This window comes from Nocardia violaceofusca NBRC 14427, from assembly GCF_963869435.1.
GTDB lineage: Bacteria > Actinomycetota > Actinomycetes > Mycobacteriales > Mycobacteriaceae > Nocardia > Nocardia aobensis.
In genome coordinates, this window is sequence record NZ_CAWMPM010000012.1 from 179181 (window position 1) to 205686 (window position 26506).

A 26506-nucleotide genomic window follows, 5' to 3' on the forward strand; every position below is an offset into this window, starting at 1 on the left:
CATGGCCGGTCCGGGCGCCGGTGTGATACAGGCAACCGCTAACGTCGATCCAATGAGTGAGGCTGTCGTCTCCCCGGTGAGCGGGGAGTCTGCCGGGGTGGAGTCGCTGCCACTGACCGGCGAACGGACCGTGCCGGGTATCGCGGAGGAGAACTACTGGTTCCGCCGACACGAGATCGTCTACGCGCGCCTGCTCGAACGCTGCGGCGGGGCAACGGTTCTGGAGGCGGGTTCCGGCGAGGGCTACGGCGCGAACATGATCGCCGACGTCGCCACCCGGGTGATCGGGCTGGACTACGACACCAGCGCGGTGGAACACGTGCGCGCGGCCTATCCCCGGGTCGAGATGATCCAGGGCAATCTCGCCGAACTGCCGCTCGACGACGCCTCGGTCGATGTGGTGGTGAACTTCCAGGTCATCGAACATCTCTGGGATCAGGGACAATTCCTGCGTGAATGCCTGCGGGTGCTGCGTCCCGGCGGGCAGCTGCTGATCAGCACGCCGAACCGGATCACCTTCTCGCCCGGGCGCGATACGCCGTTGAACCCCTTCCACACTCGCGAGCTGAACGCCGCCGAACTCGCGGAACTGCTGGAGCAGGCCGGATTCCGCGTCGACGTGATGGCCGGTGTCCACCACGGCCCGGCGCTGGTCGCCCTAGACGAACAGTGGGGCGGCTCGTTCATCGACGCGCAGATCGAACGGGCGCTGGCCGGTGAGCCCTGGCCCGCCGAACTCACCGCGGCGGTGGCCGGGGTGCGCACCGACGATTTCGAGCTGCGCCCGGCGCCCGGGCCGGTCGTCCCGGCGTGGGATCCGGATATCGATGCCAGCCTCGATCTGGTCGCCATCGCGGTGAAGCCGTGAGCGATTCGCGGGCGGTGCCGGGCCGGTTCAGCCTGGTCCTGCATTCCCATCTGCCCTGGCTGGTGCACCACGGCCGCTGGCCGGTGGGTGAGGAATGGCTGTATCAATCGTGGGCGGCGTCCTATCTGCCCGTTGCCCGGGTATTGAGAACCCTTGCCGCGGAAGGACGTTCGCACCTGATCAGCTTCGGCATCACGCCGGTGCTGGCCGCGCAGCTCGACGATCCGCACGCACTCGCGGCCATGCACCACTGGCTGGGGAACTGGCAGATGCGTGCCGACGAGGCATCGATGGCCGGCAAGCGCGAACTGGGCGGCTACGAACACGCACTGGCCGTCGAGGCGCTCGCCGACTTCGAGCAGCGGTGGCGGCACGGCGGCTCGCCGGTGTGGCGGGAACTGATCGATGCCGAGGCGATCGAGCTGCTGGGCGGTCCGCTGGCGCATCCGTTCCAGCCGCTGCTCGATTCACGCCTGCGCGACTTCCAGTTGCGCGAAGGTCTGGCCGATGCGCGGCATCGCTGGGGACACACCCCGGCGGGGATCTGGGCGCCGGAATGTGGCTTCACTCCGGGGATGGAACAGGGCTATGCCGCGGCGGGTGTGACGCATTTCATGGTCGACGGTCCGGCGCTGCGCGGCGACACCACCCTCGGCCGGCCCGTGTGGGACAGCGATGTGGTCGCGTTCGGACGGGATCTGCAGGTCAGCTATCGGGTGTGGTCGCCGAAATCGGGCTATCCGGGCCAGGCCCACTACCGCGACTTCCACCACTACGACCACGAGACCGGCCTCAAGCCGGCGCGCGTCACCGGCAAGCAGGTCGCCGGTCCGGACAAGGCGCCCTATGATCCCGCGGCCGCCGCGGCGGCGATCGAACGCGATGTCGCCGATTTCGTGGCGACCGTGCGCGAGCGGCTGATCACCGAATCCGAGCGGATCGGCCGGCCGGCGCTGGTGGTGGCGGCCTTCGACACCGAACTGTTCGGCCACTGGTGGCACGAGGGGCCGCAGTGGCTGGAACAGGTGCTGCGCGCCCTGCCCGAGGCCGGCGTCACCGTCGGCACCCTGGCCGATGCCCGGGCGGACGGATTCGTCGGCGCACCGGTCGAGCTGGCCGATTCGTCGTGGGGGTCGGGGAAGGACTGGCGGGTGTGGGCCGGCGATCAGGTCCGCGACCTGGTCGACCTCAATGCCGAGATCGTGCGCGCGGCCCTGGACACGCTGGACAAGATGGCCGCGCAGTCCGACGGTCTGCGGGATCCGGTCGCCGATCAGTTGCTGCGCGAGGCGATTCTGGCGGTGTCCAGCGACTGGGCGTTCATGGTCAGCAAGGACTCGGCGGCCGGATACGCCCGCGATCGCGCGCATCAGCACGCGCACGCCGTCCGCGAGATCGCCGCGGGCGTCACCGCGGGCCAACTCGCCAAAGCACGGCAGTTGGCGGCAGGATGGTACGCGGCCGACGGATTCTTCCCCGCTCTCGACGCGCGACGACTCGACGCACGCGGTACGGACATCCCCGCAGTCGGTCACCGCTCGGCGGGAGCAACAGAAGGACCGGCATGAAGATCTTGATGGTGTCGTGGGAGTACCCACCGGTAGTTGTCGGTGGGCTCGGCCGGCACGTCCATCATCTGGCCGTCGAACTGGCGGCCGCCGGTCACGAGGTCGTCGTTCTGGCGCGCCGGCCGATGGGCACCGACGCCACGACCCATCCCACGCACACCTTCATCGAGGAACGGGTGCTGGTGGTCGCGGTCGCCGAGGATCCGCCCGCCTTCGACTTCGGCGAGGACATGCTCGCCTGGACCCTGGCCATGGGGCACGCGATGGTCCGCGCCGGTATCGCGCTGAGCAAACCGGGTATCGCCGAGGGCTGGACGCCGGATGTGGTGCACGCCCACGACTGGCTGGTCGCGCATTCGGCGATCGCCCTGGCCGAGTACTACGACGTGCCGCTGGTCTCCACCATCCACGCCACCGAGGCGGGCCGGCACAGCGGCTGGGTTTCGGGCCGGGTCAACAAGCAGGTCCATTCGGTCGAATGGTGGCTGGCTCGCGAATCCGACGCCCTCATCACCTGTTCGGCCTCGATGCAGGACGAGGTGGAAAAACTCTACGGTCCCGAACTGGTGCCGGTGACGGTGATCCGCAACGGAATCGACGTGGGGGCCTGGACATTTCGCGATCGGGCGCCGCGGTCGGGCCCGCCGCGACTGCTGTACGTGGGCCGCCTCGAATACGAGAAGGGCGTCCAGGACGCCATCGCCGCGCTGCCGCGGATCCGGCGCGCGCATCCGGGCGCCACGCTGACCATCGCGGGTGTGGGCACGCAGTTCGAATGGTTGCGCGAGCGCGCACGGGTACACCGGGTAGCGCGGGCGGTGAATTTCGCCGGGCGCCTGGACCACGCGGAACTGCTGGGCTGGCTGCACGGCGCCGACGCGATCGTGCTGCCCAGTCGCTACGAGCCCTTCGGCATCGTCGCCCTGGAGGCCGCGGCGGCCGGAACGCCGCTGGTGACCTCCACCGCGGGCGGGCTCGGTGAGCTGGTGATCGACGGCGTCACCGGGGCCTCGTTCGAACCGGCGGATGTGACCGGACTGGTCGAGGCGGTGACGGCCGTCCTCGACGATCCGATCGCGGCCCAGCAGCGCGCCTACGCGGCCCACGATCGGCTGACCGCCGATTTCGCCTGGGATGTGGTGGCGGCGGAGACCATTCAGGTCTATCAGGCCGCCAAGCGCCGGGTCCGCAATCCGCTGGGCCGCCCGGTGATCACCGAACGTCCACTGCCGGAACGGGATCCGAACAACCCGTTGTGATCGGCCGGGTCGCGGCGGCAGCCGCCGGGCGGCGAGGGCAGAATTTTCGGTATGGCTGTTCCGACGACTCGACTGCTGGTGCTGGCCCTGGTGCGGCTGCTGCAACCCGTGCACGGTTACGACGTGCGGCGTGAGCTGCTGTCCTGGCATGCCGACGAGTGGGCCAACGTCAAACCCGGCTCGGTCTACGGTGCGCTGAACACCCTGCAGCGCGACGGGCTCATCGCCGTCGAGGGCGTGGGCCAGGACGGCGCGCGACCGGAACGGACCTCGTATCGGCTGACGTCGGAGGGGGAGAAGGTGCTCGCCGATCTGATCCGGGAGGGTCTGTGGTCGGCCGAGCAGCCGAAACATCCGTATCACGCCGCGGTGGCGTTGTTCCCGTTCGCGCCGCGCGGCGATGTGATCGCGGCGTTGCGCAGCCGCATCCTGAAGTTCGAGGCCGATCTGGGCTACTTCGAGCGGGAAGAGCAGCGGATCCTGTCCGGCAGCGGCGATCCGACCGAAACCGAGCCGTATCACGTGGCCGACGCCGTGGCGCTGGCCGCCGCCCATACCCGCGCGGACCTGGAGTGGTCGCGAAAAACCTTGCAGCGCATCGAGAACGGCGAGCTGGATGTCTGGGCGTCGGCACCGTACACCCTCTTCGAGCATCCGCAGGGCGACGTCGGAGCCGCAGTTGATCAAGACTGAATAGTAAAGCTTGACTATTTGAGCCGTCCTTCCTACCGTGAGCGGTATGGAAACGATGGTTACCGTTCGTGACCGAACCCGCACCTCGGCGATCCGAGTGCGGGGGCTGGCACGGACCTTCACGACGAAAACAGGACCGGTGCAGGCCGTGAACGGCTTGGACTTCGAGGTCCGCGAAGGCGAGATCGTGGGGTTACTGGGTCCCAACGGCGCCGGTAAGACCACCACCCTGCGGATGATCGCGACGCTGCTCGCGCCGACCGCGGGCGAGGCGCAGATCGCCGACGCCGATCTGCGCCGGGCCCCGCGCGAGGTGCGCGCTCGCATCGGGTACGTCGCCCAGGGCGGCATGACCAACGACGAAGAACTGGTGATCGACCAATTGGTCCTGCAGGCAAGGCTTTTCGGCCTGAGCAAGGCCGAGGCGGCGGCGAGTGCCGAACATCTGCTGCGGACGCTGGAACTCGACGGACTCGGCCGTCGCCGCTGCCGCGAACTGTCCGGCGGGCAGCGCCGCCGGGTCGATATCGCACTCGGCCTGGTGCATCGGCCGCGGCTGGTCTACCTGGACGAGCCGACCACCGGACTGGACCCGCAGAGCCGCGCGAACCTCTGGGACCACGTGCGGCGGTTGCGGTCCGAGGGCACGACGATCGTGCTCACCACGCACTACCTGGAGGAAGCCGACGCGCTGTGCGACCGGATCCTGGTCATGGATCACGGCGGCATCGTCGCCTCCGGTACGCCGGACGAGCTGAAACAGCGGATCTCCGGCGATGTGATCAGCCTCGACATCGCCGACGCGCAAGCGGATCTCGCGATCGAGATCGCCGATTCGGTGCTGGAGTTGCGCTCGAAACTGCGTGCCGACGGACTGGTGCATCTGACGGTGGCGCGCGGCGATGCCGCCGTGGTGCCGCTGCTGCGCGCACTGGACGAGCACGGCATCGTGCCCGGTGCGCTGACCGTGAAACGACCGAGCCTCGACGACGTGTTCCTCACCGTCACCGGGCGTTCGCTGCGGGAGGAAAAATGAGCTTTCCGCGGGAGACCGGACTGGTGTTCTGGTCGCAACTGCGCACCCAGCTGCGCAATCCGGTGTGGGTGATCATCGGATTGAGTCAGCCCGTGCTGTACCTGGTGCTGTTCGGTCCGCTGGTGAAGGCGATCGCACCCGCGCTGGGCGCCGATACCGACCCCTGGAAGGTGCTGACGCCGGCACTGGTGATTCAGGTCGGGCTGTTCGGGTCCATGTTCGCGGGGTTCGCGATGGTGCAGGAACTGCGGGCCGGCGTGATCGAACGCCAGCGCGTCACCCCGGCCAATCGGGGCGCGCTGCTGGTGGGCAGGGTGCTCAAGGATATGGTCGTGCTGATCGTGCAGGCGCTGGTCCTGGTCGCGGTCGCGATGGGGGCATTCTCCTTGCGCCCCAACGTTTTCGGGCTGATCGCCTCGGTGCTGCTGATCTCGGTGATGGCGGCCGGGCTGGCCTCGGGGTCCTATGCGCTGGCGCTGTGGGCGCGTTCGGAGGACACCCTGGCATCGGTGCTGAACAGTGTCTCGGTGCCGCTGATGCTGCTGTCGGGCATCCTGCTGCCGATGAGTCTGGCGCCGCACTGGCTGCGGATCGTCGCCGACATCAATCCGTTCCAGCACACCGTCGAGGCCGCGCGGGCGCTGTTCCGCGGTGACTTCGGGGTGACCGAGGTCTATCTCGGTACCGGCCTGACGGTGGCGGTCGCCGTCGCGCTGATGGTGGTCGGCGCTCGCAGCTTCGCCCGCGAGAACGCCTGAACCGCTACTCTGCTCACTGCCGCCGCGCCGGTGCTCCGGCGCGGCGGTTTCGCCGCGCGTGGGCCAACTCGGGGGAACGACGCAGTGAACGTTCGGTGTGACGGGGATCTCGTTCACCGGACTGGCATTCGCTCGACACTCGAACGTCGCCGCCTCGCCGAATCGGACTGGCTTCATCGACACCATGACGCCAACGTCCGTGCTGAACCCGACCCGCACGACAGGCCCAGGGGTGGCGGCGCCACAGTACTCCCTGGTTGTGTCCTCCGATCTCGACCATCGCCGCGCCGCGCAGCGGCTGCGCTACCGGGTGTTCGCCGGCGAACCCGGATTCGACATTCCCTTCAGTGCCGAGGGCCTGGACGCCGACCGGTTCGACGAGCACTGCGACCATCTGCTGGTCCGCGACGAGGCATCCGGCGACTTCGTCGGCTGCTATCGGATGCTGCCGCCGGACAAGGTGCGCGCGGCCGGCGGCTACTACACGGCGACCGAATTCGATCTGAGCGCCATGGATCCCGAGGGGCGCCGGATCGTCGAAATGGGCCGCGCCTGTGTGGTTCCGGACCATCGCAACGGCTCGGTGCTGACGCTGATGTGGGCCGGAATCCTGCACTACATCCAGCTCACCGGCTACGACTGGGTGATGGGCTGCGTCTCGGTGCCGATGCGCGACACCCCCGCCGATCCGCCCGGGGCCAACGTGGCCGCGGTCCGGGATCTGTTGCTGAGCAAGCACGCCGGCGATCCGGCTCGCCGCGTGCGCCCCTACCGCCCGGTCGTGGTCGACGGCCGCGGCCTCGACGAACTGGCCGCCCCGGCCCGGCCGAAACTTCCCCCGCTGCTGCGCGGTTATCTGCGCCTGGGCGCCGAGATCTGCGGTGAACCGGCCCATGACCCGGATTTCGGCGTCGCGGATTTCGTCGCCCTCCTCGGCTTGGAAACCATCAACACCCGCTACCTGGAACGGCTGCAGAGCGCCGCGGGAGCCATGGACGCTCGTGCGGCGGAAGGCACAGACGCCCGCGCATCGGAAGCCGATGCCGCGCGGGCCCGCGATACCGGCGGAGGAACACGATGACCGAGACAACGGATTTGCGAAGCGACGCGGCTGTTCTCGAACCCGCCACGTCCACATCCAGTGAACGAGCCGCGGCGACAGCGGCCGATGCGCCGGCGGTCCACGCGTGGATGCCCGCGAGTCCGTGTGGGGCCGGCTGTGTGGCGGCGCCGGACACCGCGGGTGCGGTGCGAAGTGCGGTGCGGCTGCTGGGCGTGGTGGGGTTGCTGGTGGCGTTTCCCGTGGTCAACGTGGCGACTCCGCCCGCCCGCCGGACGGGGCTGCATCGGCGGTATGCACGGGCGGCATTGCGTTGCTGCGGAATCGGATTGCGGATCGTCGACGAACGCGGTGGCGCTACGGCGGATTCCGGACGCGGTCTGCTGGTAGTGGCCGGGCACGTCGGATGGGCCGACGTGCTGGCGTTGGCGGCGGTCTCGCCGATGGGCTTCGTGGCCCGCGGTGATCTGGTGTCGTGGCCGGTGCTGGGGCAGCTGGCCCGGCTCATGCGCGTGATCCCGATCGATCGGGAGCGGTTGCGGCAGTTGCCCGAGGTGATCGCGGCGATGTCGGCGCGGCTGGCGGCGGGGGAGCGGGTCGCCATGTTCCCCGAGGGCACCACCTGGTGTGGCCGGGCCCACGGCCGGCTACGCCCCGCCCTGTTCCAGGCCGCGGTCGACACCGCCACGCCGGTGCAGCCGATCCGGCTGCGCTATCTGGACCACACCGGCGAGACGTCGACGGTCCCCGGCTTCGTCGGCGTCGATACCTTCCTCGACTCGGCCCGCCGCGTCCTGCGCGCCAAGGGCGTCGTCGCCGAACTCGTCCTGCTGCCGGTCGAGGAACCGGGCAGTGACCGCCACGACCTGGCCGAGCGCTGCGATCGCGCCATCCGCGGCCGCACCGAAGTGCGCATCGACGCCCACGCGACGGCCATCGGCACCGGCCCGACCCGCGAGATCGTCGTCACCGACGCGGTCTCCTGACCGCACCGAGAGATCGACCGGCGCTCAGTCGTGCGGGATGAGGCGGTGGGCGGTCAGGACGATGTGGTCGACGCGACTGCGCAGGGCGGTGTTCTCGCCGTTGAGCCGGCGGAACTCGTGCACGAACTGCGCGGCCAGATCCCGCAGCTTGGTGTTGGTCTCCTGGGAACGCCAGCTCAGCACGCGGAACGCCTGTTCGGGGCTGATGCCGTAGGCCAGCGTCAGCGCACCTTTGGCCTGTTCGATCACCGCGCGCGACTCGATCACCTCGGGTAGCACCTCCGAGAGGGCATCGTTGCGCTCCTCGGCGATGGTCTCGGTGACGTCGACGAAATATCCGCTGGCCCCGACCACCGTGCCGTCGTCGCCGGTGAGCTGTTCGCCGACGACGATGATCTCGTGGGTGTCGCCGCCGGTGTCGACGATGCGGTGCTGACCGCAGATCGGCTCGCCGGTTTTCACCGAGACCGCGATGCTGGCCGCCAGTTCCTCCCGGTCGTCCGGGTGTTTGTGCGACATGAGCAGTTCGGTGGTGGGTTCGGTGTCGGCGCTCGGATATCCGTACATCTGCGCCGCTTCGTCCGACCATTCCCAGCGTTGATCGTCGAACCAGAATCGGAACCAGCCGACATGATCGCAGGGCTGTGTGCCGAGCGCGCTCGTCAAGGGGGCGAGCGGCGCGATGCGCGGCGACTGTTCCGTACTCACCCTCACAGTATCCGCTGTGTTGTGGTCGAGTGTTACACCAGGTCGGGAGGGATGTGACGTGCCCCGCGCGCGTTATCTGTTTGATATGAGGGTTTCGGGGCATCTTGTCGTCGGTACACAGGACATCCAACTCGAGAGGACCGGGACAGTCGTGGTTGCGTTGCTCATGGTGATCGGCTCGGTATCACTGATCGTCATCGCGGTGCATGCGGCGGTGGTCGCGGTATGGACGGCGAAATTGCGCGTTCGGCGCACCGCTGCCGCCCTGCGCGGGGCGGCGCCTCTCGTCGCGAAAACTGTTGTACATCAGCCTCTTCTCCGGCCTCGTGCCGGTGCCGACGCGACGTCCTGATCGTGGCCTGCCCCCCGGTGCGCGCAGCGTGTTCGGGCGGGGTCCGATAGGATCGGCAAGCCTCACGGTCGAAAAACGGGCCGCTGAGCAAGTCGGCGTGCGCTCGGGCCGCCACTTCGTTTGATCGGAGGCAGCATTGTCGAAGCGTGCCGTCCCAGGCACGGTTGCTGTTCCCTCGTCGCGGTCCGATGTAGCCGTTGCGCTGCGGGCCGACACCGTGCGCATTCGTCGCATCGACGGCGCTCCGCGCCCCCACACGGTCGCGGTGACGGAACAGACCCCGCGGTTTCGCGATGTATCCAGCCGTTCCGCGGGCCACTCGTCCGAGGGTCCGAATTCCGCATCCGTTCGAGACGAGAGCAGCGGCTCCACCGTGCGGCCACCCCTCGACGGCGTCACGCCGCTGGGTACCGGGTCGCCGCTCGGGCAGACGATCCTGCTGGTCGAAGACGACCCGGGTGATGCCCTGCTGGTCGAGGAACTCGTCGCCGACGGGGCGCCCGGCGTGCGCCTGGAACATGTGCGCTCGCTCGCCGAAGCGGGCGCGTGGCTGGCCGCGGGCCTGCCCGACTGCGTGCTGCTCGATCTGAATCTGCCCGATTCCCATGGCCTGGACGCGCTCGCGCGGTTGCGGGAATACACCGATCAGGTCGCGGTCGTGGTGATGACCGGTCTGGACGAGGAACAGACCGGGCTGGCCGCGATGGCGGCCGGCGCGCAGGACTATCTGGTGAAGGGCCGGGTCGAGCCGGAGTGGTTCGGCCGGGCTGTGCGGTATGCGATCCAGCGCAAACAGGCCGAGCGCACCACCGCGGCCCTGCGCGCGAGCACCATGCGCGCCCAGGAGAACGCGCGCCTGGAACGCGGGCTGCTCCCCAAGCCGCTGTTGCGCGGTGCGCCGATAGTCGATGTGGTCTCGCGGTATCGCCCCGGTCGCGCGCATTCGCTGCTCGGCGGCGATTTCTACGACGTCGTCCAGGAGGACGACGGTACGGTGCACGCGCTGATCGGCGATGTGGCCGGCCATGGCCCGGACGAGGCCGCGATCGGCGTGGGCCTGCGATTGGCTTGGCGCACACTGGTATTCAGCGGAATCACCGGACCTCGCCAGCTGCAACTGCTGGAGGAGGTGCTGGTCGCCGAGCGCACCGGCCCGCAGACGTTCGCCACGCTCACTACGCTCTACGCCCCGCCGGGTCGAGGCGCGGTCGAGGTGATCCGGGCCGGTCACCCCGGCATGCTCGTCCATTCGCCGACCGGTACCGAATGGCTGGAGGTGCCGGGCGGACCGGCCCTGGGCTTCATGCCGGGGCGCGCGGACTGGCCGGTCACCGAGGTGACCGTTCCCGCCGGTACCGGGTTGGTGCTGTTCACCGACGGCCTGTTCGAGGTGCGCACCGGCACGGGTAACTGGCTCGGTGAGGACGGCCTGCTGGCGATGGCTAAGGGCGTGTCGGTCGAACAGCCCGCACGCTATCTCGATGAATTGCTGGGTCAGGTCGAATCCGCGGCCGCCCCGGCCGGAGGACTCGACGACGATCTGGCGATCGTCTATCTGCGCTGGCACGGGGGTGAGTGGGTCCGGTGAACGACGTCCGACACCGTGAGGGGATCGTCGGCCGGCTCACCGCACAGATGTGGTTTCAGCTGGTCCTCGCCCTGATGCTCGTGGTGGTGATCGCCGGTGCGATCGCCGCCGCGCAGATGATCTCCCGCACCGACTCCATCGAAGACCGGCTGCTCGATCGCGCCCAGCCCGCCGCGACCGAGGCCTATCGGCTCCAGGCCGCCCTGATCAACCAGGAAACCGGCCTGCGCGGCTACGCCATCTCGGCCGACGAGCAGTTCCTGCAGCCCTACAACCGGGGCGTCACCGACGAGGCCGCCGCCGCGGGGCGCTTGCGTGAGGTGGCCGCCGGCCACACCACGCTGCTCGGCGATCTGGACGCCGTCGAGGCTGCCGCTCAGCGCTGGCGTACCGAATACGTGCAGCCGATGATCGCGGCGGCGGGCAAGGTGTCGCCGGCCGAATCCGCCGCCATGGTCACGCGGGGCAAGGCCCTGTTCGACGAGATCCGCGCGAAGTTCGCCACGCAGAACGCGGACTCGGCGGCCGCGATCGCCCAGGACCGCCATGACCTCGACAACGCGCGTTCCCTGCGCGACGGTGTGCTGATCGCGGTGGTCGTCCTCATCCTGCTCACCGGCCTGGCGCTGACCGTGCTGATCCGGCGGCTGGTCGCCCGGCCGCTCGACGAGCTCACCGAGGCGTCCCGGCGGGTTTCGGCAGGCGAATTCGATCATCACATCGAGGCGCACGGACCGGCCGACCTGGCGACCGTCGCCGAGGCGGTGGAGGAGATGCGCGTGCGCATCGTCTCCGAACTGGGGTCCTCGCGCGCACAGGAGGACCTGCTCGCGCGGCAGGCCGACGATCTGGATCGCCAGACGGTGCAGCTGCGCCGCTCCAATGCCGAACTGGAGCAGTTCGCCTACGTCGCCTCCCACGACCTGCAGGAACCGCTGCGCAAGGTCGCCGCGTTCTGTCAGCTGCTGGAGAAACGCTACGGCGATCAGCTCGACGAGCGGGCCAAACAGTACATCGACTACGCCGTCGACGGCGCCAAGCGGATGCAGCGGCTGATCAACGATCTGCTGACCTTCTCGCGCGTGGGCCGGGTGATCGAGGGCAACGAGATGGTGGCACTGGACGGCGCCCTGGATTCGGCATTGGACAACCTGTCCGGCGCGATCGAGGAATCCGGCGCGGTGATCGAGCGTCCGGAGCGGATGCCCGAGGTCGCGGGCCAGCCGACCCTGCTCACCATGTTGTGGCAGAACCTCATCGGCAATGCCGTGAAATTCCGCACCCCCGGCACCGCGCCGGTGGTGCGCATCGAGTGCGAGCCGGGCGATGAGCCCGACGAATGGCGATTCTCGGTGTCCGACAACGGGATCGGCATCGCGCCGGAATTTGCGGACAAGGTCTTCGTGATCTTCCAGCGCCTGCACAATCGGGAGGACTACGGCGGCACCGGGATCGGCCTGGCGCTGTGCAAGAAGATCGTCGAATACCACGGCGGGGACCTGTGGATCGACACCGAGTACACCGGCGGCGCCCGGTTCCGCTTCACCCTGGCGACCGAGGCCGCCGCCCCCGCACTGATCGAACCCGTATCCGAAGGAGCCGACGCATGACCGCACCGGTGAGCCAGCCCATCGACATCCTGCTCGTGGAGGACGACCCCGGCGACGAGCTGATGACGCGGGAGGCGTTCGAGGACAACAAGATCGGCAATACGCTGCACGTCGCCCGCGACGGCCAGGAGGCGCTCGACTTCCTCTACCGGCAGGGGGAATTCGCGCAGGCGCCGCGGCCCGATCTGATTCTGCTCGATCTGAACCTGCCGAAATACGACGGCCGCCAAGTTCTGGAAAAGATCAAATCCGATCCCGACCTCAGCCATATTCCGGTGGTGGTGCTCACCACCTCGGCGGCCGAAGAGGACATTCTGCGCAGTTATCGGCTGCACGCCAACGCCTATGTGACCAAACCGGTCGACCTGGATCAATTCATCGCCGCGATCAAGCACATCGACGAATTCTTCGTTCAGGTCGTCCGGTTGCCACGTCAGCGATGAAGCCGACGGCGAGAAACGCGCCGGACGGGCGCCGGATCAGGCCGAGGTGGTCTGCTCCGGCGCGGCCAGCGCGTCCGCGACGGTCGGGAACAGCCGCAGCAACGCGTCCAGCGAGGTCACCTCGATCGGGCGCCGCACCGCGGGCGACGCGACCACCCGCAGGCTCCCCGTCGCGGTGGACTGGGAACTGGCGAGCAGCACACTCAGCCCGGCCGACCCGAGGAAACCGACCTCGGTCATGTCCAGCACCACGGCGGTGGGCTCGTCCTGCAACGCCTGGTCGAGGGCCGATTGCAGCTCCGGCGCGGAGTTCATGTCCACCTCACCGGCCACGGTCACGACCACGGCCGAACCTTCCGTGCGCTGCTCGACGCGCAGCAGCGGCGACACCCGTTCGCCGCTCATCGCGCCGATCCCAGCGCGAGGCGATTCGTACCGCATTTCGCCACTTCGATACCTCCGGCGTATTCCGATCTGCGCCGCTGTCCGCGGCGTGGCGACGATTCGCCGCTGACCAACATACCCGTTTCGGCGCGATCGGAACGGGGGCCTGCACCGCGATCGGCGGGCGTCGGGCGGGCGCTCGCGTACGCTGTGAAATCGTTTCGCGGCACGATATTTGGGAGCAACGAATGGGCATGGTCGAGAAAGTGTCCCCGGACGCGGGGACCACTGCGGTCGGATTCCAGGTACCGGCCGATGCGGCGCAATTGATGATGGTCCGGGCGTTGACCGAAACCGTCGCTCTGGTCGCGGATTTCGGTATCGACGAGGCCACCGATATCCGTCTGGCCGTCGACGAGGTGGTCAGCGCGCTGATCGTGGACGCGGCCGCCGAGTCGGTGATCGATTGCACATTCAGCGCGACCGATACCACCATGGACGTGCGCGTATCCGCTGTCACCACGACCGCGGGCGGCCCGGACACCAACAGCTTCGGCTGGCATATCGTCTCGACGCTGACCCAGTGGGTGAAGACCGAGAGTTCGGACTACGACGCATCCGTGGGCGGGCACCCGACCGTCGTCGAGTTCCGCTGGGCACGTGGCGGAACCGATGTCGACTGAGAACGGTTCGGGCACCACGCGCCATCCCGACGGCTACGACGACGTCGCGCCGCTGTTCGTCGAGCTCGCCGCCCTCCCCGAGGACGATCCGGAACACGACCGGCTGCGCGAACGAATCATCAACCGGTGTCTGCCGCTGGCCGAGCACATCGCGCGCAAGTTCAGCGGGCGCGGCGAGAACTTCGAGGATCTCCTGCAGATCGCCCGGGTCGGCCTGGTCGCGGCCGTCGACCGGTTCGATCCCACGCAGGGGTCGCCGTTCCTCGCCTTCGCGGTGCCGACGGTGATGGGCGAGGTGCGCCGCCACTTCCGCGATCACACCTGGGCCCTGCGCGTGCCCCGGCGGATCAAGGAGATCCAGACCGCGCTGGGACCGACCGTGGAGACGTTGTCGCAACAGCTGGGCCGGATGCCGCGGGCGCGGGAGATCGCCGAGGAGATGGACGCCGACCTGGGCGAGGTGACGCAGGCGCTGATCGCCCGCAACGCCTACCAGACCCAATCGCTGGACACGCCGACCTCGGAGGACGACAGCCGCGGGAATGCGATCCTCGACACGCTGGGCGACGTGGATCCGACTTTCGGCGCGATCGACGACACTCTGACGGTGAAGCCGCTCATCGATGCGCTGCCGGAGAAGGAGCGGTACGTGCTGACCATGCGTTTCTTCGGCGGAATGACGCAGGAACAGATCGCGCGGGAACTCGGGTGTTCGCAGATGCAGGTGTCGCGGATCCTGACCAGAACGCTCAAACAGCTGCGCGAGAAGGCGCTGCGCGACTGAGGTAGGCCGACGGCGCCGCATGGCGCGCGGGAAAGGGGGTATCGCGGATGCCGAGGAGATCATCGAGTGGAGATCATCGGTTGCGATCGGAATGAGGACATGAGCGGATTTCCAGATCCCCCGGGCGACCCCGCCCCAGGGCCCGCGCTGCGCGAGCCGCACCCGCTACGGGTGGCCCCCTTCGAGGCGAATTTCCCGTCGCAGGCCGACCGGATCGCCGAGGTGCGTCACGATCTGCGGGCCTGGCTCGAGCGCGGGGGAATCGGCTCGGAACAGATCTACGATCTGTTGCTGGCGGTGGACGAGGCGTGCACGAATGCCGTGGAGCACGGTTACCGCGAGGGTGCCGGCATGGTGGGGCTGCGTGCGGAGATCAGCGGGCCGGACCTGTACCTGACCATCGTCGACCACGGCAGCTGGGAACCCCGTCCCGAGGTTCCGGATCCTGTGCGCGGGCGGGGACTGTCGATCATGCGGGCCCTCGTGCGCGATGTCGAGATCACCACCGGCGCCGACGGCACCCGTGTGGTGATGCGGACCGAAATCGTCTCGGCGCCAACGGGTTCCGAGTCGACCGCGGGACACGACCGGGGGTAGTCCGTTAATCCGCGCGGGGAGCGGGTATGCGGTAGGCAGCAGGCGGGCGAGGCGCGTGCCGCGGCGGGATTTTTCGGGCCCCCACCGGGGTTGTACCGGTGCGAGACTTGGGGCGGGGACCCGATTCGAAGGAGGAAGCGTGACCGATACGCGCACGGCGATTCTGGCAGGCGGATGCTTCTGGGGTATGGAGGAGCTGATCCGCAAGCAGCCGGGTGTGATTTCCACGCGCGTCGGATACACCGGCGGGCGCAACGATCACCCCACCTACCGCAACCATCCCGGGCATGCCGAGGCCGTGGAGATCGTCTACGACCCCGCGCGCACCGATTACCGGGCCCTGCTCGAGTTCTTCTTCCAGATCCACGATCCGTCGACGAAGGATCGCCAGGGCAACGATGTCGGCAGCAGCTATCGGTCCGCGATCTTCTACCTCGACGACGAGCAGAAGGCGGTCGCGCTGGACACGATCGCCGATGTGGACGCCTCCGGGCTGTGGCCGGGCAAGGTGGTCACCGAGGTGACCCCGGCGTCCGATTTCTGGGAGGCCGAGCCGGAGCACCAGGACTACCTGCAGCGTTATCCGAACGGCTACACCTGCCACTTCCCCCGGCCGGGCTGGAAGCTGCCCAAGCGCGCCGCGACCCCGCAGTAGGCCGGCATGTCGGACCGCACTCGTCGCTCACGTATCGGCAATCCGCTCTCGGCCCTGGGACGCGCGATCGCGCGCATCCCGTGGGTGATGCGTACCGGCCCGGTCGTCATCGTGCTGGAACGCGTCATCCGCCGGCTCACCGGCGGCCGGCACGGCGTGCTCGACCTGGCGGGCCTGCCGTCGATGGAGTTGACGGTGCGCGGACGTAAATCCGGCTTGCCGCGGACGGTGTCGCTGTTGTACGTACCGGACGGGCCCGAGCGGTATCTGCTGATCGGGTCCAACTGGGGGCGGCCGGAACATCCGTCCTGGTCGGCGAATCTGGCCGCCGCCTCCGACGCCGAAATCCACAGTGGCGGTAGGCGAATCAAGGTGCGGGTCCGGCACCTGAGCGGATCCGAGCGCGAGGACGCCTGGGCTCGCGCGGTGGCCTATTGGCCCGGATACACCATGGAACAGCGTCTGGCGGGCACGCGCCGGTTCCGGCTGTTCGAATTGACGCCCATCTGAGCCGAGTTCGACGGTGCGCACCGGCCGGTTTCGCTCCCGCGGCGAGCCGGCCTGCTGGACAATGGGGGCCGAGCCGACGATGTGCGGCCCGGCCCCAGGCACCGCCGGAACGCACGGTGCGGACCGAGCGGCGACGGGTGAGATGCGGATGCGATCAGGACAGGACAGTGCTCTGCTGCGGCGACGTGCGGCACTGGAACGGCAATGGGCGCGCTGGGTGCCGGAGCGCGAGGCGCCCGAAACCGATGCGGCGCAGCCCCGGTCCGATGTGGCACAGTCCTGGGTGCGATCCCGAGCGTTCGTCGACCCCGCCACCGACTGCGCGCCCGCGGTAGCCGGGGACGTCGCGTCGAAATGGGCCGATTCGCCACTGCGCGCTCCCATCGCCGAACTCTCCGATCAGCTGCACAGCATCACCCACGACGCCGGATTCGTCGCCGCCGTCACCGACGAAGCGGGAACCATTCTGTGGTCCGACGGTGGTCAGGTGATGCGACGGCGTGCCGAGCGGGTCGGCTTCACCCCCGGCGGTCGCTGGGACGAGAACCACATGGGCACCAACGCGCTGTCGCTGGCATTGCACACCGGCCGCCCCAGCAGTGTGTTCTCCGCCGAACATCTGGTCGAGGCGCTGCACGGCTGGGTCTGCTACTGCGCGCCGATCCGCGCGGCCGACGGCCGGCAACTCGGCGTGCTGGATCTGTCCACCACCTGGGATCGCTCGCATCCGCTGGCCATGTCGACGGTGTTGTCGCTGACCGCGGCCGTGGAAGCGAAACTACAAGGCGGCGTGGCGAATACGGCCGCCGGGGTGCGATTGGAATGTCTCGGCGCCGCCGCACTCACCAGGGGTGGGCGGCCGCTGCGACTGCGCCGGCGGTTGCTCGAAATCCTCACTTTGCTGGCCCTCGAACCCGACGGCTACACGCCGGAACGGTTGCAGCTGGCCGTCTACGGCGACCGGCCCACCGGTTCCAGCACGCTCAAGGCCGACGTCTCGCATCTGCGCCGCGCCACCGGCGGCGATATCAGTAATCGGGTCTATCGGCTGACCACACCGGTCTCCTGCGATGCGACCGAAATGCTCGCCGCCCTGGCCGCCGGAGACACCGCCACTGCCGTGCGGCTGTATCGCGGCCCGCTGCTGCCGGGATCGCAGACACCGGGCATCGTCGAATGGCGCGAACACCTCGAGGTGGGCATCCGCACCGCGGTCCTGTCGGCCGGCGAGGCCGAATACGCCCTGGACTACGGCGCGAAAGCGCCCGGTGACATCGCGATCCACGAACACGCGCTGCGGCTGCTACCCGCCCGCGACGCGCGCCGCGCGGTGGCCGCCGCGCGTCTGCACAGCGCACTGCGGAGCTGATCGGTCACTGCGGAGCTGATCGGACACTGCGAGCTGACCGGCGCTGCGAAGCTGATCGCGACGCGCCCGCCGCATTCAACCTTGTGCCAACCCTCGCGGCTCATAGTGGTCCACATCACGGCGAGCCCTGTCGTGATGCGACCCTTCGTGACTCATCGAGGAGCACCCGTCATGATCTACGCCAAGCCCGGCGCCGAAGGCAGCATCGTCTCCTACGCCGACCGCTACGACAACTTCATCGGTGGCGAATGGACGGCACCGGTCGAGGGCAGATACTTCGAGAATCCGTCCCCGGTCGACGGGGAAACCTTTTGCGAGGTGGCCCGATCCTCGGCCGCCGACGTGGAATCGGCGTTGGATGCCGCGCACGGCGCCGCCGACGCGTGGGGTGCGACCTCGGCCGCCGACCGCGCCAACATCCTGAACAAGATCGCCGACCGGATCGAGGCGAATCTCGACCAGCTGGCCGTGGCCGAAACCTGGGACAACGGCAAGCCGGTGCGCGAAACCCTGGCCGCCGACCTGCCGCTGGCCGTGGACCACTTCCGCTACTTCGCCGGCGCCATCCGCGCCCAGGAGGGCGGCGTCAGCGAGATCGATGCCGACACCATCGCCTACCACTTCCACGAGCCGCTGGGTGTGGTCGGTCAGATCATCCCGTGGAACTTCCCGATCCTGATGGCGACCTGGAAGCTGGCGCCGGCGCTGGCCGCGGGAAACGCGGTGGTGCTCAAGCCCGCCGAGCAGACCCCGGCCTCCATCATGAAGGTGGTCGAGCTGATCGCCGATCTGCTTCCGCCGGGAGTTCTCAACGTGGTCAACGGTTTCGGCGTCGAGACCGGTAAGCCGCTGGCGTCGAGCCCGCGGGTGGCGAAGGTGGCGTTCACCGGTGAGACGACCACCGGGCGGCTGATCATGCAGTACGCCAGCGAGAACATCATCCCGGTCACCCTCGAGCTGGGCGGCAAGAGCCCCAACATCTTCCTGCCCGATGTGATGGCCGCCGACGACGCGTTCCTGGACAAGGCGGTCGAGGGCTTCGTGATGTTCGCGCTGAACCAGGGGGAGGTGTGCACCTGCCCGTCGCGCGCGCTGATCCACTCCTCCATCTACGACGAGTTCATGGCGCGCTGCCTGGAGCGGACCAAGGCGATCGTCAGCGGCAATCCGCTCGACAGCGAGACCATGATCGGCGCGCAGGCCAGCAACGACCAGTACGAAAAGATCCTGTCCTACATCGACATCGGCCGCAAAGAGGGCGCCGAGGTGCTCACCGGCGGCAGCCAGCGCAAGGTCGACGGCTTGCCGAACGGCTTCTACGTCGAGCCGACGGTGCTCAAGGGCACCAATGACATGCGGGTGTTCCAGGAGGAGATCTTCGGCCCGGTCGTCGCGGTGACCACCTTCGATTCGACCGAGGAGGCGCTCGCGATCGCCAACGACACCCTCTACGGGCTCGGCGCGGGCGTGTGGAGCCGCGACGGCAACACCGCCTACCGCCTGGGCCGCGGCATCAAGGCCGGCCGGGTGTGGACCAACTGCTACCACGCCTACCCGGCGCATGCGGCCTTCGGCGGCTACAAGAAGTCCGGTATCGGCCGCGAGAACCACCGCATGATGCTCGATCACTACCAGCAGATCAAGAACCTGCTGGTGAGTTACTCGCCGAACAAACTCGGCTTCTTCTGATGGGTACCCGCGTCGACCTGACCGAGGCCGCGCAGACGTTGCTGGACAATCTGATTCGTCAGCACGGGCCGGTGATGTTCCATCAGTCCGGCGGGTGTTGTGACGGCAGCGCGCCGATGTGCTTCCCGCGCGGGGAATTCCGGGTGGGCGCCTCGGATGTGCTGCTCGGCCGGGTCGGCGCCGATACCCCGTTCTGGATGAGCGCCGATCAGTACGAGTACTGGAAGCACACCTATCTGACCGTCGACGTGGTGCCCGGGCGGGGGAGCGGATTCTCGCTCGAAGCCCCCGAGGGGGTGCGGTTCCTGATCCGGTCTCGGCTGCTCACCGACGCCGAAGTGGCCGAACTCGAGTCCGGACCGCCGCCGCTCACCGGGGCGGACGCGGTGAGTTGACGAATGCCGCCGGCGAGGCGGATCCGTTGGGCCCACACGGCCCGCAGATCCGCCTCGCCGCGGTGCGTGCGGCGTATTCTGGCCGGGATCGTCCGCCAGTATCCGTATCGAGGTGCCGCTCCACAACAGTGCCCGGCCCGCGGCATCGGTGACGAGAGGGGCCGCATGTCGGCGCGTACGGCATTGTTCATCACCTGCGTCAACGACGTCATGTATCCGGGAACCGGCCGGGCGGCGGTGGCGTTGCTGCGCCGGCTCGGCGTCGAGGTCGACTTCCCGATGGCCCAGAGTTGTTGCGGCCAAATGCATGCCAACACCGGTTATCGGGCCGACACCGCGAAGATGGCCCGGCATTTCGTCTCGGTGTTCGGTGACTACGACCGGATCGTGGTGCCGTCGGCCTCGTGCGGCGCGGCGCCCGGCGAGTTCTACCGGGTGGTGGCCGAGCAGGTCGGCGACGCCGCGCTGGCCCGCGATGCCGAGGCGCTGCTCCCCAGAATCCGGGAGTTGACCGAATTCCTCACCGACGACCTGGGTGTCGTCGATGTGGGCTCCTATTTCCCGCATCGGGTGACCTACCATCCGACCTGCCATTCGCTGCGCGTGCAGCGCATCGGCGACCGCCCGTATCGCTTGTTGCGCGCGGTGGCCGGACTGGATCTGGTCGATCTGCCCGCGGCCGACGAATGCTGTGGATTCGGCGGCACCTTCTCGGTGAAGAATGCCGCCGCCTCCGGCGCGATGAACGCCGACAAAGCCGCGCACGTACGCGAGACGGGCGCGAGTGTGGTGACCGCCGTGGACAATTCGTGCCTGATGAACATCGGCGGGCGCCTCGCCGCCGACGCGACCCCGGTGCGCGATCTGCATCTGGTGGAAATCCTGGCGCGCACGAAGGCCGACGGGCCGATGCCCGGGCTGCCGGTGGTCGCGGGAGCCCGCTCGTGAGTACGAGTTTCGTGGGGTGGCCGCCGTTCCCGCAGGCCGCGCGGACCGCGACCGCGGACGACCAACTGCGCGCCAACGTGCACCGTGCCACCCACACCATCCGCGCCAAGCGCGACGCCCTGGTGGCCGAACGACCGGACTGGCAGGAACTGCGCACCTCCGCGGCCGCGGTCAAGGACGATGTGCTGCGCCGTCTCGACATCTATCTGGAGCGACTGGCCGATGCGGTGGAAGGTGCCGGGGGAGTGGTGCATTGGGCGACCGATGCCGCCGAGGCCAACGCCGTCGTCACCGCATTGGTCCGGGCGACCGGCGAGAAGGAGATCGTCAAGGCCAAATCCATGCTGTCGGAGGAGATCGGCCTGGACGAGGCGCTGGCGGCGGCGGGAATCGACACTCGCGAAACCGATCTCGCCGAGATCATCCTGCAACTGGGCGACGATCTGCCCTCCCATATCGTGGTGCCGTCGATGCATCTGAACCGCAGCCAGATTCGCGACATCTTCCGCCGCGAGATGGGCAAGCACGGCCGTCCCGCGCCGGATGATCTGACCGACGATCCGCGGGCACTCGCCGATGCGTCCCGGCTGCATCTGCGGGAGAAGTTCCTGCGCGCGAAGGTCGGCATCACCGGCGCGAATTTCCTTGTCGCCGAGAGCGGAACGGTGGTGATGGTGGAGTCGGAGGGCAATGGGCGGATGTGCCTGACCCTGCCGGAGACGCTGATCACGGTGGCCGGCATCGAGAAGGTGATTCCGAGCTGGCGCGATCTGGAGATCTATCTGGAGTTGCTGGCCCGCAGCGCGACCGGGGAGCGGATGTCGCCGTATGTGTCGACCTGGACCGGCGTCACCGCCCAGGACGGTCCGTCGGCCTTTCACCTGGTTCTGGTGGACAACGGCCGAACCCGCGCGCTGCGCGACGAACTCGGGCGGGAAGCGTTGCGCTGCATCCGCTGTGGCGCGTGTATGAATATCTGCCCGGTCTACGAACGCACCGGGGGACAGGCCTACGGTTCGGTGTATCCGGGGCCGATCGGCGCCATCCTCAACCCGTTGCTGAAGGGCGCCGACGATCCGCAGACCGCCTCGCTGCCGTACGCGTCGGCGCTGTGCGGGGCCTGCGACGACGTCTGCCCGGTCCGCATCGATATCACCGGGAATCTGCTGGCCCTGCGCCACCAGGTCGCCGAGGGTGAGGCGGCGGTGAAGCATCGGGTCGAGCGGGCGGCCTTCGACGCGATGGCGGGATTCATGAGCCATCCGGCGCTGTGGGGCGCGGCCGTGCGCTCGGCGGCGCGCATCGGCGTGGCGGTCCCGAAGCGGCATCTGCCCGGCCCGCTGGGCGGGTGGACCGACAGCCGGCGGGTACCCGACATCCCCGCCGAATCGTTTCGCCGCTGGTGGGCACGCACCGACGGGGGCCGCTCGTGAGTGCGCGCGAGACGATTCTGCGACGCGTCCGCGAGGCCATCGGCGAACCGGCGGACGCGGTCACCGTGCCGCGCGACTATCTGCGGACCGCGCCGGGAGTGGACCCCGACGATCGCGCCGCGATTCTGGAGCTGTTCGAACAACGACTGGAACGCTATGGCGCACAGGTGCATCGGACCACCCTGGCGGGGGTCGCCGCGGCCGTGGACCGGGAACTGCGGAACGCGTCGGCGCGGGTGGTGCTGACGCCGCCCGGACTGCCGGACATCTGGACGGCCCTGTGGGCGGACCGCTCCGAGCACCGCGTCGTGACCGACGATCCGCCGCTGACGACGCTCGAACTGGACGAGGTCGACGCGGTGGTGACCACCTGCGCCGCCGCGATCGCGCAATCGGGCACGATCGTCCTCGACGGCGACGCCGGACAGGGCCGCCGCGCGCCCACCCTCGTCCCGGACTGTCACGTGTGCGTGGTCCACGCCGATCAGGTGAAAACCGCACTGCCGGAGGTCGTTCCGCGTCTCGACCCGCGCCGGCCGACCACCTGGATCAGCGGTCCGTCGGCCACCGTGGATATCGAGATGACCCGTGTGCAGGGTGTGCACGGGCCCAGGCGGTTGATCGTGATCCTGGTCGAGTGAGAGCGGGGAAGCGAGATCGGCCGCGCGGTGAAGGAGGTGCCCGGTGAGGGCCGAGATGACGGGGACGGGTGAGCTGGCGGCGCGGATCGTGCGGGCCGCGGAGGACGCGGGCGGGCGCCGGTACCTGGTCGGGGTCACCGGACCGCCGGGAGCCGGAAAGTCCACGCTGGCACAGGGTTTGGCCGATGGGGTGCGCGGCCTCGGAGTACCCGCCGAGGTGGCGGGGATGGACGGATTTCATCGGAGCTCGGCAGAGCTGCGCGACTCCGGCGCGCTCGGCCGCAAAGGGCAGCCCGACACCTTCGATGTGGCGTCGTTCGTCGCGCGGCTTCGGAGGCTGCGCGACAGCGCGATCGGCGTGCCGGTGCCGTGGCCGGTCTACGACCGGGCCCGCCACGACCCGATCCCCGATGCGGTGACCTTCGCCGGCGAACGGGTCGCGATCGTGGAAGGAAACTACCTTCTCCTGGATCGGCCGGGATGGCAGCAGGTGCGGGAGTATCTCGACGAGGTCTGGTACCTCGATGCCGAGGAATCGGTCATCGAGCGGCGCCTGCTGCGCCGGCATCGGCGCGGCGGTAAATCACCGGATCGCGCACTGGCCATGGTCGCCGGCAGCGACCTGCCGAATGCCCGTCTCATCGCGCGGACCGCGGACCGAGCCGATCTCGTGCTGCGCGCGGTCCCCGGCGGCTACCGTATCCGTCCGGTTCGGTGAGCCTGTCCGGCGTGCGTCTGACCGGCTGATTCGTTCGTGCGACTCGATGAGCGTGTCCAGCGCGCACCGCAGCCGGTCACCTCATTCGGCCAACTCGCCGAGCCGGTCGCCCCATGCGCGAGTGCCGAAGAACCGGCACGACAGGGTGGCGACCGCGGCGGCTCGGGTGAGCGCGTCGACGAAGTCGTGGCCGCGCGAGTGGTACGCGCAGAACGCGCCGTGCAGGACGTCCCCGGCGCCGAGCGTATCCGCGCCGTCGACGTCAGCCACCGCGATCTCGCCCCGGACACCGTTGGCGGAGTAGATGATCGGTTGCTGCCCGCGCGTGACGGCGACCGCCTGGACCCCGGTCCGGTGCAGGTGGTCGAACACGTCCTGGGAGCCCGGTGGCGCGAACGAGGCCGAGCAGATGGCGATGTCGACCAGCGGCAGCAACTGCGCATGTTCCGCCTTCCAGCGCCCCCCGTCGAGTACCACCGGAATTCCCGCGTCGCGCGCCACCCGCGCGATGCCGAGGGCCAGTCCGATGTGATGCCCGTCGACGAGCACGACCGGTGCCTGCCGGACGAGGGTCGCGAACTCGTCGTCGAACGACGCCTCGATACCCGAACCATCCAGCGAGACAACGGTTCTCGTCCCGGCACCGGCCGCGACGACGATGGACGAGATCGGCGGCGGGTCGGTACGCCGCGCCGTGGTGTCGACGAGTTCGACGCCGTGCGAGCGCAGATCGTCGCGGATCAGCGCGGTGAGCGGATGCTGCCCGACGGCGGTGAGCAGCCGGGCGCCGCCGGTCAGTATCGCGCAGGTCACCGCGGCATTGGCGGCCGGTCCACCGGCGCCCAGAAACTGTTCGCGCGCAAGGGTTTTGGTGTCCTCGGCCGGATAGGCGTCGACGGCGTAGGAGAGGTCGACGGTGGTGAGGCCGACGAACAGCGGGGCCCCTCCCGCCAGCCGATCGACGTCGGTGGTTCGCATCGCCGGATATGATCCCTTCGGCCTGTGGTGTCTCGTATCGAGACGAAACAGCGTGATTGTCTCACGAGCGCCGCCGCCTGCTGCGTCATCCGGACGCCGCGCCGACCGCGACGGTCCGTCCCACGCCGTCCACCGCCTTGCACATCCGGGATTCGGAATAGGACACCCGTCGCCCCGGGTTGTCGCGAACGAAGACCCGACTCGCGAAAGGACCATCGATGCCGACCATGACGCGTACCGAACGGGAGAAGTTCCTCGCCGAACTGCACGTGGGGGTGATCGCCGTGGAGCGGCCCGATCGGGCGCCGCTGGCGGTGCCGATCTGGTACGGCTACGAGCCGGGCGGCGACGTAGTGGTGTGGACCGACGCCGGGACGGTGAAGGAGAAGCTCATCCGGGCGGCTGGGCGGTTCTCGATCACCGCGCAGGTGGAACAGCCGCCGTACCGGTACGTCACCGCGGAGGGCTCGGTCACCTCGATCGATGCGGCGTCGCCCGAGGTCGCCCGCGCGATCGCGGTGCGCTATCTGGGACCGGAGGAAGGCGCGGAATTCGCCGAGCAGAACCTCGGTCCGGATTCGGTGGTGATTCGCATGCGCCCCGAGCGGTGGTTGAGCACCGACTACTCCAAGCAGTAGCGCGCCGAACGCAGGGAGCAGTGGGGGTCCGCACTAGCCTGGGAGTTGCCAGGCCGGTGTGAACGATCGCGACCCCAGCTGCTCGACCGAGAGGAAAAGCGCTATGAAGGCTCTGCAGTACGTCACCGTCGGTGCCGAACCGGAAGTCCGCGAGATTCCCACTCCCGAGCCCGGGCCGGGTGAGGTGCTGCTGAAGGTCACCGCGGCCGGGGTCTGCCATTCCGACGATTTCGTGATGTCGCTGCCCGCGGAAGCCTTCACCTATCCGCTGCCGCTGACGCTCGGACACGAGGGCGCCGGGACGGTGGCCGCGCTGGGCGACGGTGTGCGCGGCCTGGATCTGGGCACCAGCGTGGTGGTGTACGGACCGTGGGGCTGCGGCACCTGCTGGTTCTGCGCGCAGGGTCTGGAGAACTACTGTTCCCGCGCGGCCGAACTGGGCATCTACCCGCCCGGCCTGGGGGCGCCGGGAGCCATCGCCGACTACCTGATCGTCGATTCGTCCCGCCATCTCGTTCCGATCGGGGATCTGGATCCGGTGGCGACCGTTCCGCTCACCGATGCCGGTCTCACCCCGTATCACGCGATCAAGCGGTCGCTGTCGAAGTTGCGTCCCGGGTCCTGGGCCGTCGTCATCGGCAGCGGCGGACTGGGCCATGTGGCAATCCAATTGCTGCGCCACCTGTCCCCGGCACGCGTCGTCGCGCTGGACGTCAGCGACGAGAAACTGGAATTCGCGAAATCGGTCGGCGCCCACGAGGCGGTGCTGTCGAATGCCCAGGCCGCCGACAACGTCCGCAAGATCACCGGCGCGGCGGGAGCGAGCCTGGTGCTCGATTTCGTCGGATATCAGCCGACCATCGATATCGCGATGGCCGTCGCCGGCGTGGATTCCGATGTGACCATCGTCGGTATCGGCGACGGAAAGTCCGCGGCGCGCATCGGTTTCGGCGTCAGCCCGTACGAGGCGACGGCCACCGCCCCGTATTGGGGTGCGCGCAGTGAGCTGATCGAATTGATCGATCTGGCGCACGAGGGTGTCCTCGACATCGCCGTCGAACGGTTCACACTCGACGACGCGCCCGAGGCGTATCGTCGGCTCGCGGCGGGCACCCTGCGCGGCCGCGCCGTCATCGTGCCCTGATCAGGCTTCGG

Annotated in this window: 29 protein-coding genes; 26 read left to right on the top strand and 3 right to left on the bottom strand. The window is 68.8% G+C overall.

The window, feature by feature from the left end:
• Positions 1 to 52: 52 nt before the first annotated feature.
• The 8 genes from AC5592_RS10685 (at position 53) to AC5592_RS10720 (ending at position 8228) form a co-directional block, all read left to right on the top strand.
• Entirely contained in the window at positions 53 to 868 is an 816-nt protein-coding gene (locus tag AC5592_RS10685; RefSeq protein WP_063064070.1) for a class I SAM-dependent methyltransferase, read from the top strand.
• The gene (locus AC5592_RS10690) at positions 865 to 2436 is read left to right on the top strand and encodes a 1,4-alpha-glucan branching protein domain-containing protein (protein ID WP_063064071.1); all 1572 of its coding nucleotides are present in this window, start codon (positions 865 to 867) and stop codon (positions 2434 to 2436) included. The genes AC5592_RS10685 and AC5592_RS10690 overlap by 4 nt, the downstream gene beginning before the upstream one ends.
• Positions 2433 to 3695 (top strand): glycosyltransferase family 4 protein, encoded by a 1263-nt coding sequence (locus AC5592_RS10695; RefSeq protein ID WP_036504044.1) that lies wholly within the window; start codon positions 2433 to 2435, stop codon positions 3693 to 3695. The genes AC5592_RS10690 and AC5592_RS10695 overlap by 4 nt, the downstream gene beginning before the upstream one ends.
• A 51-nt stretch (positions 3696 to 3746) precedes the next feature.
• Positions 3747 to 4388 carry a PadR family transcriptional regulator gene (locus tag AC5592_RS10700; RefSeq protein ID WP_051024832.1) on the top strand — a complete coding sequence of 214 codons (642 nt, stop codon included), beginning with the start codon at positions 3747 to 3749 and terminating at the stop codon, positions 4386 to 4388.
• A 46-nt stretch (positions 4389 to 4434) separates the two neighbouring features.
• Complete coding sequence (locus AC5592_RS10705; RefSeq protein WP_083871015.1) at positions 4435 to 5424, top strand: ABC transporter ATP-binding protein; 990 nt, start codon at positions 4435 to 4437, stop codon at positions 5422 to 5424.
• On the top strand, positions 5421 to 6182 hold the full coding sequence (locus tag AC5592_RS10710) for an ABC transporter permease (protein WP_036504043.1): 762 nt from the start codon (positions 5421 to 5423) through the stop codon (positions 6180 to 6182). The genes AC5592_RS10705 and AC5592_RS10710 overlap by 4 nt, the downstream gene beginning before the upstream one ends.
• Before the next feature lie 184 nt (positions 6183 to 6366).
• On the top strand, positions 6367 to 7263 hold the full coding sequence (locus AC5592_RS10715) for a GNAT family N-acetyltransferase (protein WP_083871043.1): 897 nt from the start codon (positions 6367 to 6369) through the stop codon (positions 7261 to 7263).
• Entirely contained in the window at positions 7260 to 8228 is a 969-nt protein-coding gene (locus AC5592_RS10720) for a lysophospholipid acyltransferase family protein (protein WP_232329294.1), read from the top strand. Before AC5592_RS10715 ends, AC5592_RS10720 begins: the two co-directional genes overlap by 4 nt.
• Before the next feature lie 24 nt (positions 8229 to 8252).
• Here the strand turns inward: AC5592_RS10720 and AC5592_RS10725 are convergent, their stop codons facing one another.
• Positions 8253 to 8936 (bottom strand): PAS and ANTAR domain-containing protein, encoded by a 684-nt coding sequence (locus tag AC5592_RS10725; protein ID WP_232329295.1) that lies wholly within the window; start codon positions 8934 to 8936, stop codon positions 8253 to 8255.
• A gap of 58 nt (positions 8937 to 8994) precedes the next feature.
• On the opposite strand from AC5592_RS10725, the gene AC5592_RS10730 reads away from it, so the two are divergent.
• The 4 genes from AC5592_RS10730 (at position 8995) to AC5592_RS10745 (ending at position 12929) form a co-directional block, all read left to right on the top strand.
• The gene (locus AC5592_RS10730; RefSeq protein ID WP_036504040.1) at positions 8995 to 9288 is read left to right on the top strand and encodes a hypothetical protein; all 294 of its coding nucleotides are present in this window, start codon (positions 8995 to 8997) and stop codon (positions 9286 to 9288) included.
• Between the two features lie 373 nt (positions 9289 to 9661).
• On the top strand, positions 9662 to 10876 hold the full coding sequence (locus tag AC5592_RS10735; RefSeq protein ID WP_232329296.1) for a PP2C family protein-serine/threonine phosphatase: 1215 nt from the start codon (positions 9662 to 9664) through the stop codon (positions 10874 to 10876).
• A gap of 47 nt (positions 10877 to 10923) precedes the next feature.
• The gene (locus AC5592_RS10740) at positions 10924 to 12486 is read left to right on the top strand and encodes a sensor histidine kinase (protein ID WP_051024846.1); all 1563 of its coding nucleotides are present in this window, start codon (positions 10924 to 10926) and stop codon (positions 12484 to 12486) included.
• Entirely contained in the window at positions 12483 to 12929 is a 447-nt protein-coding gene (locus tag AC5592_RS10745) for a response regulator (protein ID WP_036504039.1), read from the top strand. Before AC5592_RS10740 ends, AC5592_RS10745 begins: the two co-directional genes overlap by 4 nt.
• A gap of 36 nt (positions 12930 to 12965) precedes the next feature.
• On the opposite strand, the gene AC5592_RS10750 is transcribed toward AC5592_RS10745, so the two are convergent.
• Positions 12966 to 13334, bottom strand: coding sequence for an STAS domain-containing protein (locus AC5592_RS10750; protein ID WP_036504136.1), 369 nt, complete (start codon positions 13332 to 13334; stop codon positions 12966 to 12968).
• A 233-nt stretch (positions 13335 to 13567) separates the two neighbouring features.
• Here AC5592_RS10750 and AC5592_RS10755 point away from each other — a divergent pair, with 233 nt between their 5' ends.
• The 12 genes from AC5592_RS10755 to AC5592_RS10810 all read left to right on the top strand — a co-directional run bounded on the left by AC5592_RS10755 (position 13568) and on the right by AC5592_RS10810 (position 23735).
• Positions 13568 to 13996, top strand: a complete 429-nt coding sequence (locus tag AC5592_RS10755) for an ATP-binding protein (protein ID WP_036504134.1) — start codon at positions 13568 to 13570, stop codon at positions 13994 to 13996.
• Positions 13986 to 14780, top strand: a complete 795-nt coding sequence (locus AC5592_RS10760) for a SigB/SigF/SigG family RNA polymerase sigma factor (RefSeq protein ID WP_036504133.1) — start codon at positions 13986 to 13988, stop codon at positions 14778 to 14780. The genes AC5592_RS10755 and AC5592_RS10760 overlap by 11 nt, the downstream gene beginning before the upstream one ends.
• Positions 14781 to 14879: 99 nt before the next feature.
• A complete protein-coding gene (locus AC5592_RS10765; protein WP_157121730.1) occupies positions 14880 to 15377 on the top strand; it encodes an ATP-binding protein in 498 nt (165 codons plus the stop codon).
• Between the two features lie 187 nt (positions 15378 to 15564).
• The gene (msrA, locus tag AC5592_RS10770) at positions 15565 to 16032 is read left to right on the top strand and encodes a peptide-methionine (S)-S-oxide reductase MsrA (RefSeq protein ID WP_255535590.1); all 468 of its coding nucleotides are present in this window, start codon (positions 15565 to 15567) and stop codon (positions 16030 to 16032) included.
• A 6-nt stretch (positions 16033 to 16038) separates the two neighbouring features.
• Positions 16039 to 16542, top strand: coding sequence for a nitroreductase family deazaflavin-dependent oxidoreductase (locus tag AC5592_RS10775; protein ID WP_063010060.1), 504 nt, complete (start codon positions 16039 to 16041; stop codon positions 16540 to 16542).
• A 148-nt stretch (positions 16543 to 16690) separates the two neighbouring features.
• Positions 16691 to 17911, top strand: coding sequence for a sigma-54-dependent transcriptional regulator family protein (locus AC5592_RS10780; RefSeq protein WP_198163803.1), 1221 nt, complete (start codon positions 16691 to 16693; stop codon positions 17909 to 17911).
• A gap of 171 nt (positions 17912 to 18082) precedes the next feature.
• A complete protein-coding gene (adh, locus tag AC5592_RS10785; RefSeq protein ID WP_063064074.1) occupies positions 18083 to 19600 on the top strand; it encodes an aldehyde dehydrogenase in 1518 nt (505 codons plus the stop codon).
• On the top strand, positions 19600 to 19995 hold the full coding sequence (locus AC5592_RS10790; protein WP_036504032.1) for a DUF779 domain-containing protein: 396 nt from the start codon (positions 19600 to 19602) through the stop codon (positions 19993 to 19995). The genes adh and AC5592_RS10790 overlap by 1 nt, the downstream gene beginning before the upstream one ends.
• A gap of 165 nt (positions 19996 to 20160) precedes the next feature.
• Positions 20161 to 20943 carry a (Fe-S)-binding protein gene (locus tag AC5592_RS10795; RefSeq protein ID WP_063064075.1) on the top strand — a complete coding sequence of 261 codons (783 nt, stop codon included), beginning with the start codon at positions 20161 to 20163 and terminating at the stop codon, positions 20941 to 20943.
• On the top strand, positions 20940 to 22376 hold the full coding sequence (locus AC5592_RS10800) for a LutB/LldF family L-lactate oxidation iron-sulfur protein (RefSeq protein ID WP_063064076.1): 1437 nt from the start codon (positions 20940 to 20942) through the stop codon (positions 22374 to 22376). Before AC5592_RS10795 ends, AC5592_RS10800 begins: the two co-directional genes overlap by 4 nt.
• A complete protein-coding gene (locus tag AC5592_RS10805; RefSeq protein ID WP_036504027.1) occupies positions 22373 to 23017 on the top strand; it encodes a LutC/YkgG family protein in 645 nt (214 codons plus the stop codon). The genes AC5592_RS10800 and AC5592_RS10805 overlap by 4 nt, the downstream gene beginning before the upstream one ends.
• 43 nt (positions 23018 to 23060) lie before the next feature.
• Positions 23061 to 23735, top strand: a complete 675-nt coding sequence (locus tag AC5592_RS10810) for a nucleoside/nucleotide kinase family protein (protein WP_232329298.1) — start codon at positions 23061 to 23063, stop codon at positions 23733 to 23735.
• An 81-nt stretch (positions 23736 to 23816) separates the two neighbouring features.
• On the opposite strand, the gene AC5592_RS10815 is transcribed toward AC5592_RS10810, so the two are convergent.
• The gene (locus AC5592_RS10815) at positions 23817 to 24713 is read right to left on the bottom strand and encodes a PfkB family carbohydrate kinase (RefSeq protein WP_063064077.1); all 897 of its coding nucleotides are present in this window, start codon (positions 24711 to 24713) and stop codon (positions 23817 to 23819) included.
• Between the two features lie 218 nt (positions 24714 to 24931).
• Between AC5592_RS10815 and AC5592_RS10820 the strand changes: the two genes are divergently transcribed.
• Positions 24932 to 25351 carry a pyridoxamine 5'-phosphate oxidase family protein gene (locus tag AC5592_RS10820; protein ID WP_174372319.1) on the top strand — a complete coding sequence of 140 codons (420 nt, stop codon included), beginning with the start codon at positions 24932 to 24934 and terminating at the stop codon, positions 25349 to 25351.
• 103 nt (positions 25352 to 25454) lie between these two features.
• A complete protein-coding gene (locus AC5592_RS10825) occupies positions 25455 to 26495 on the top strand; it encodes an NAD(P)-dependent alcohol dehydrogenase (RefSeq protein WP_036504022.1) in 1041 nt (346 codons plus the stop codon).
• Positions 26496 to 26506 lie beyond the last annotated feature (11 nt).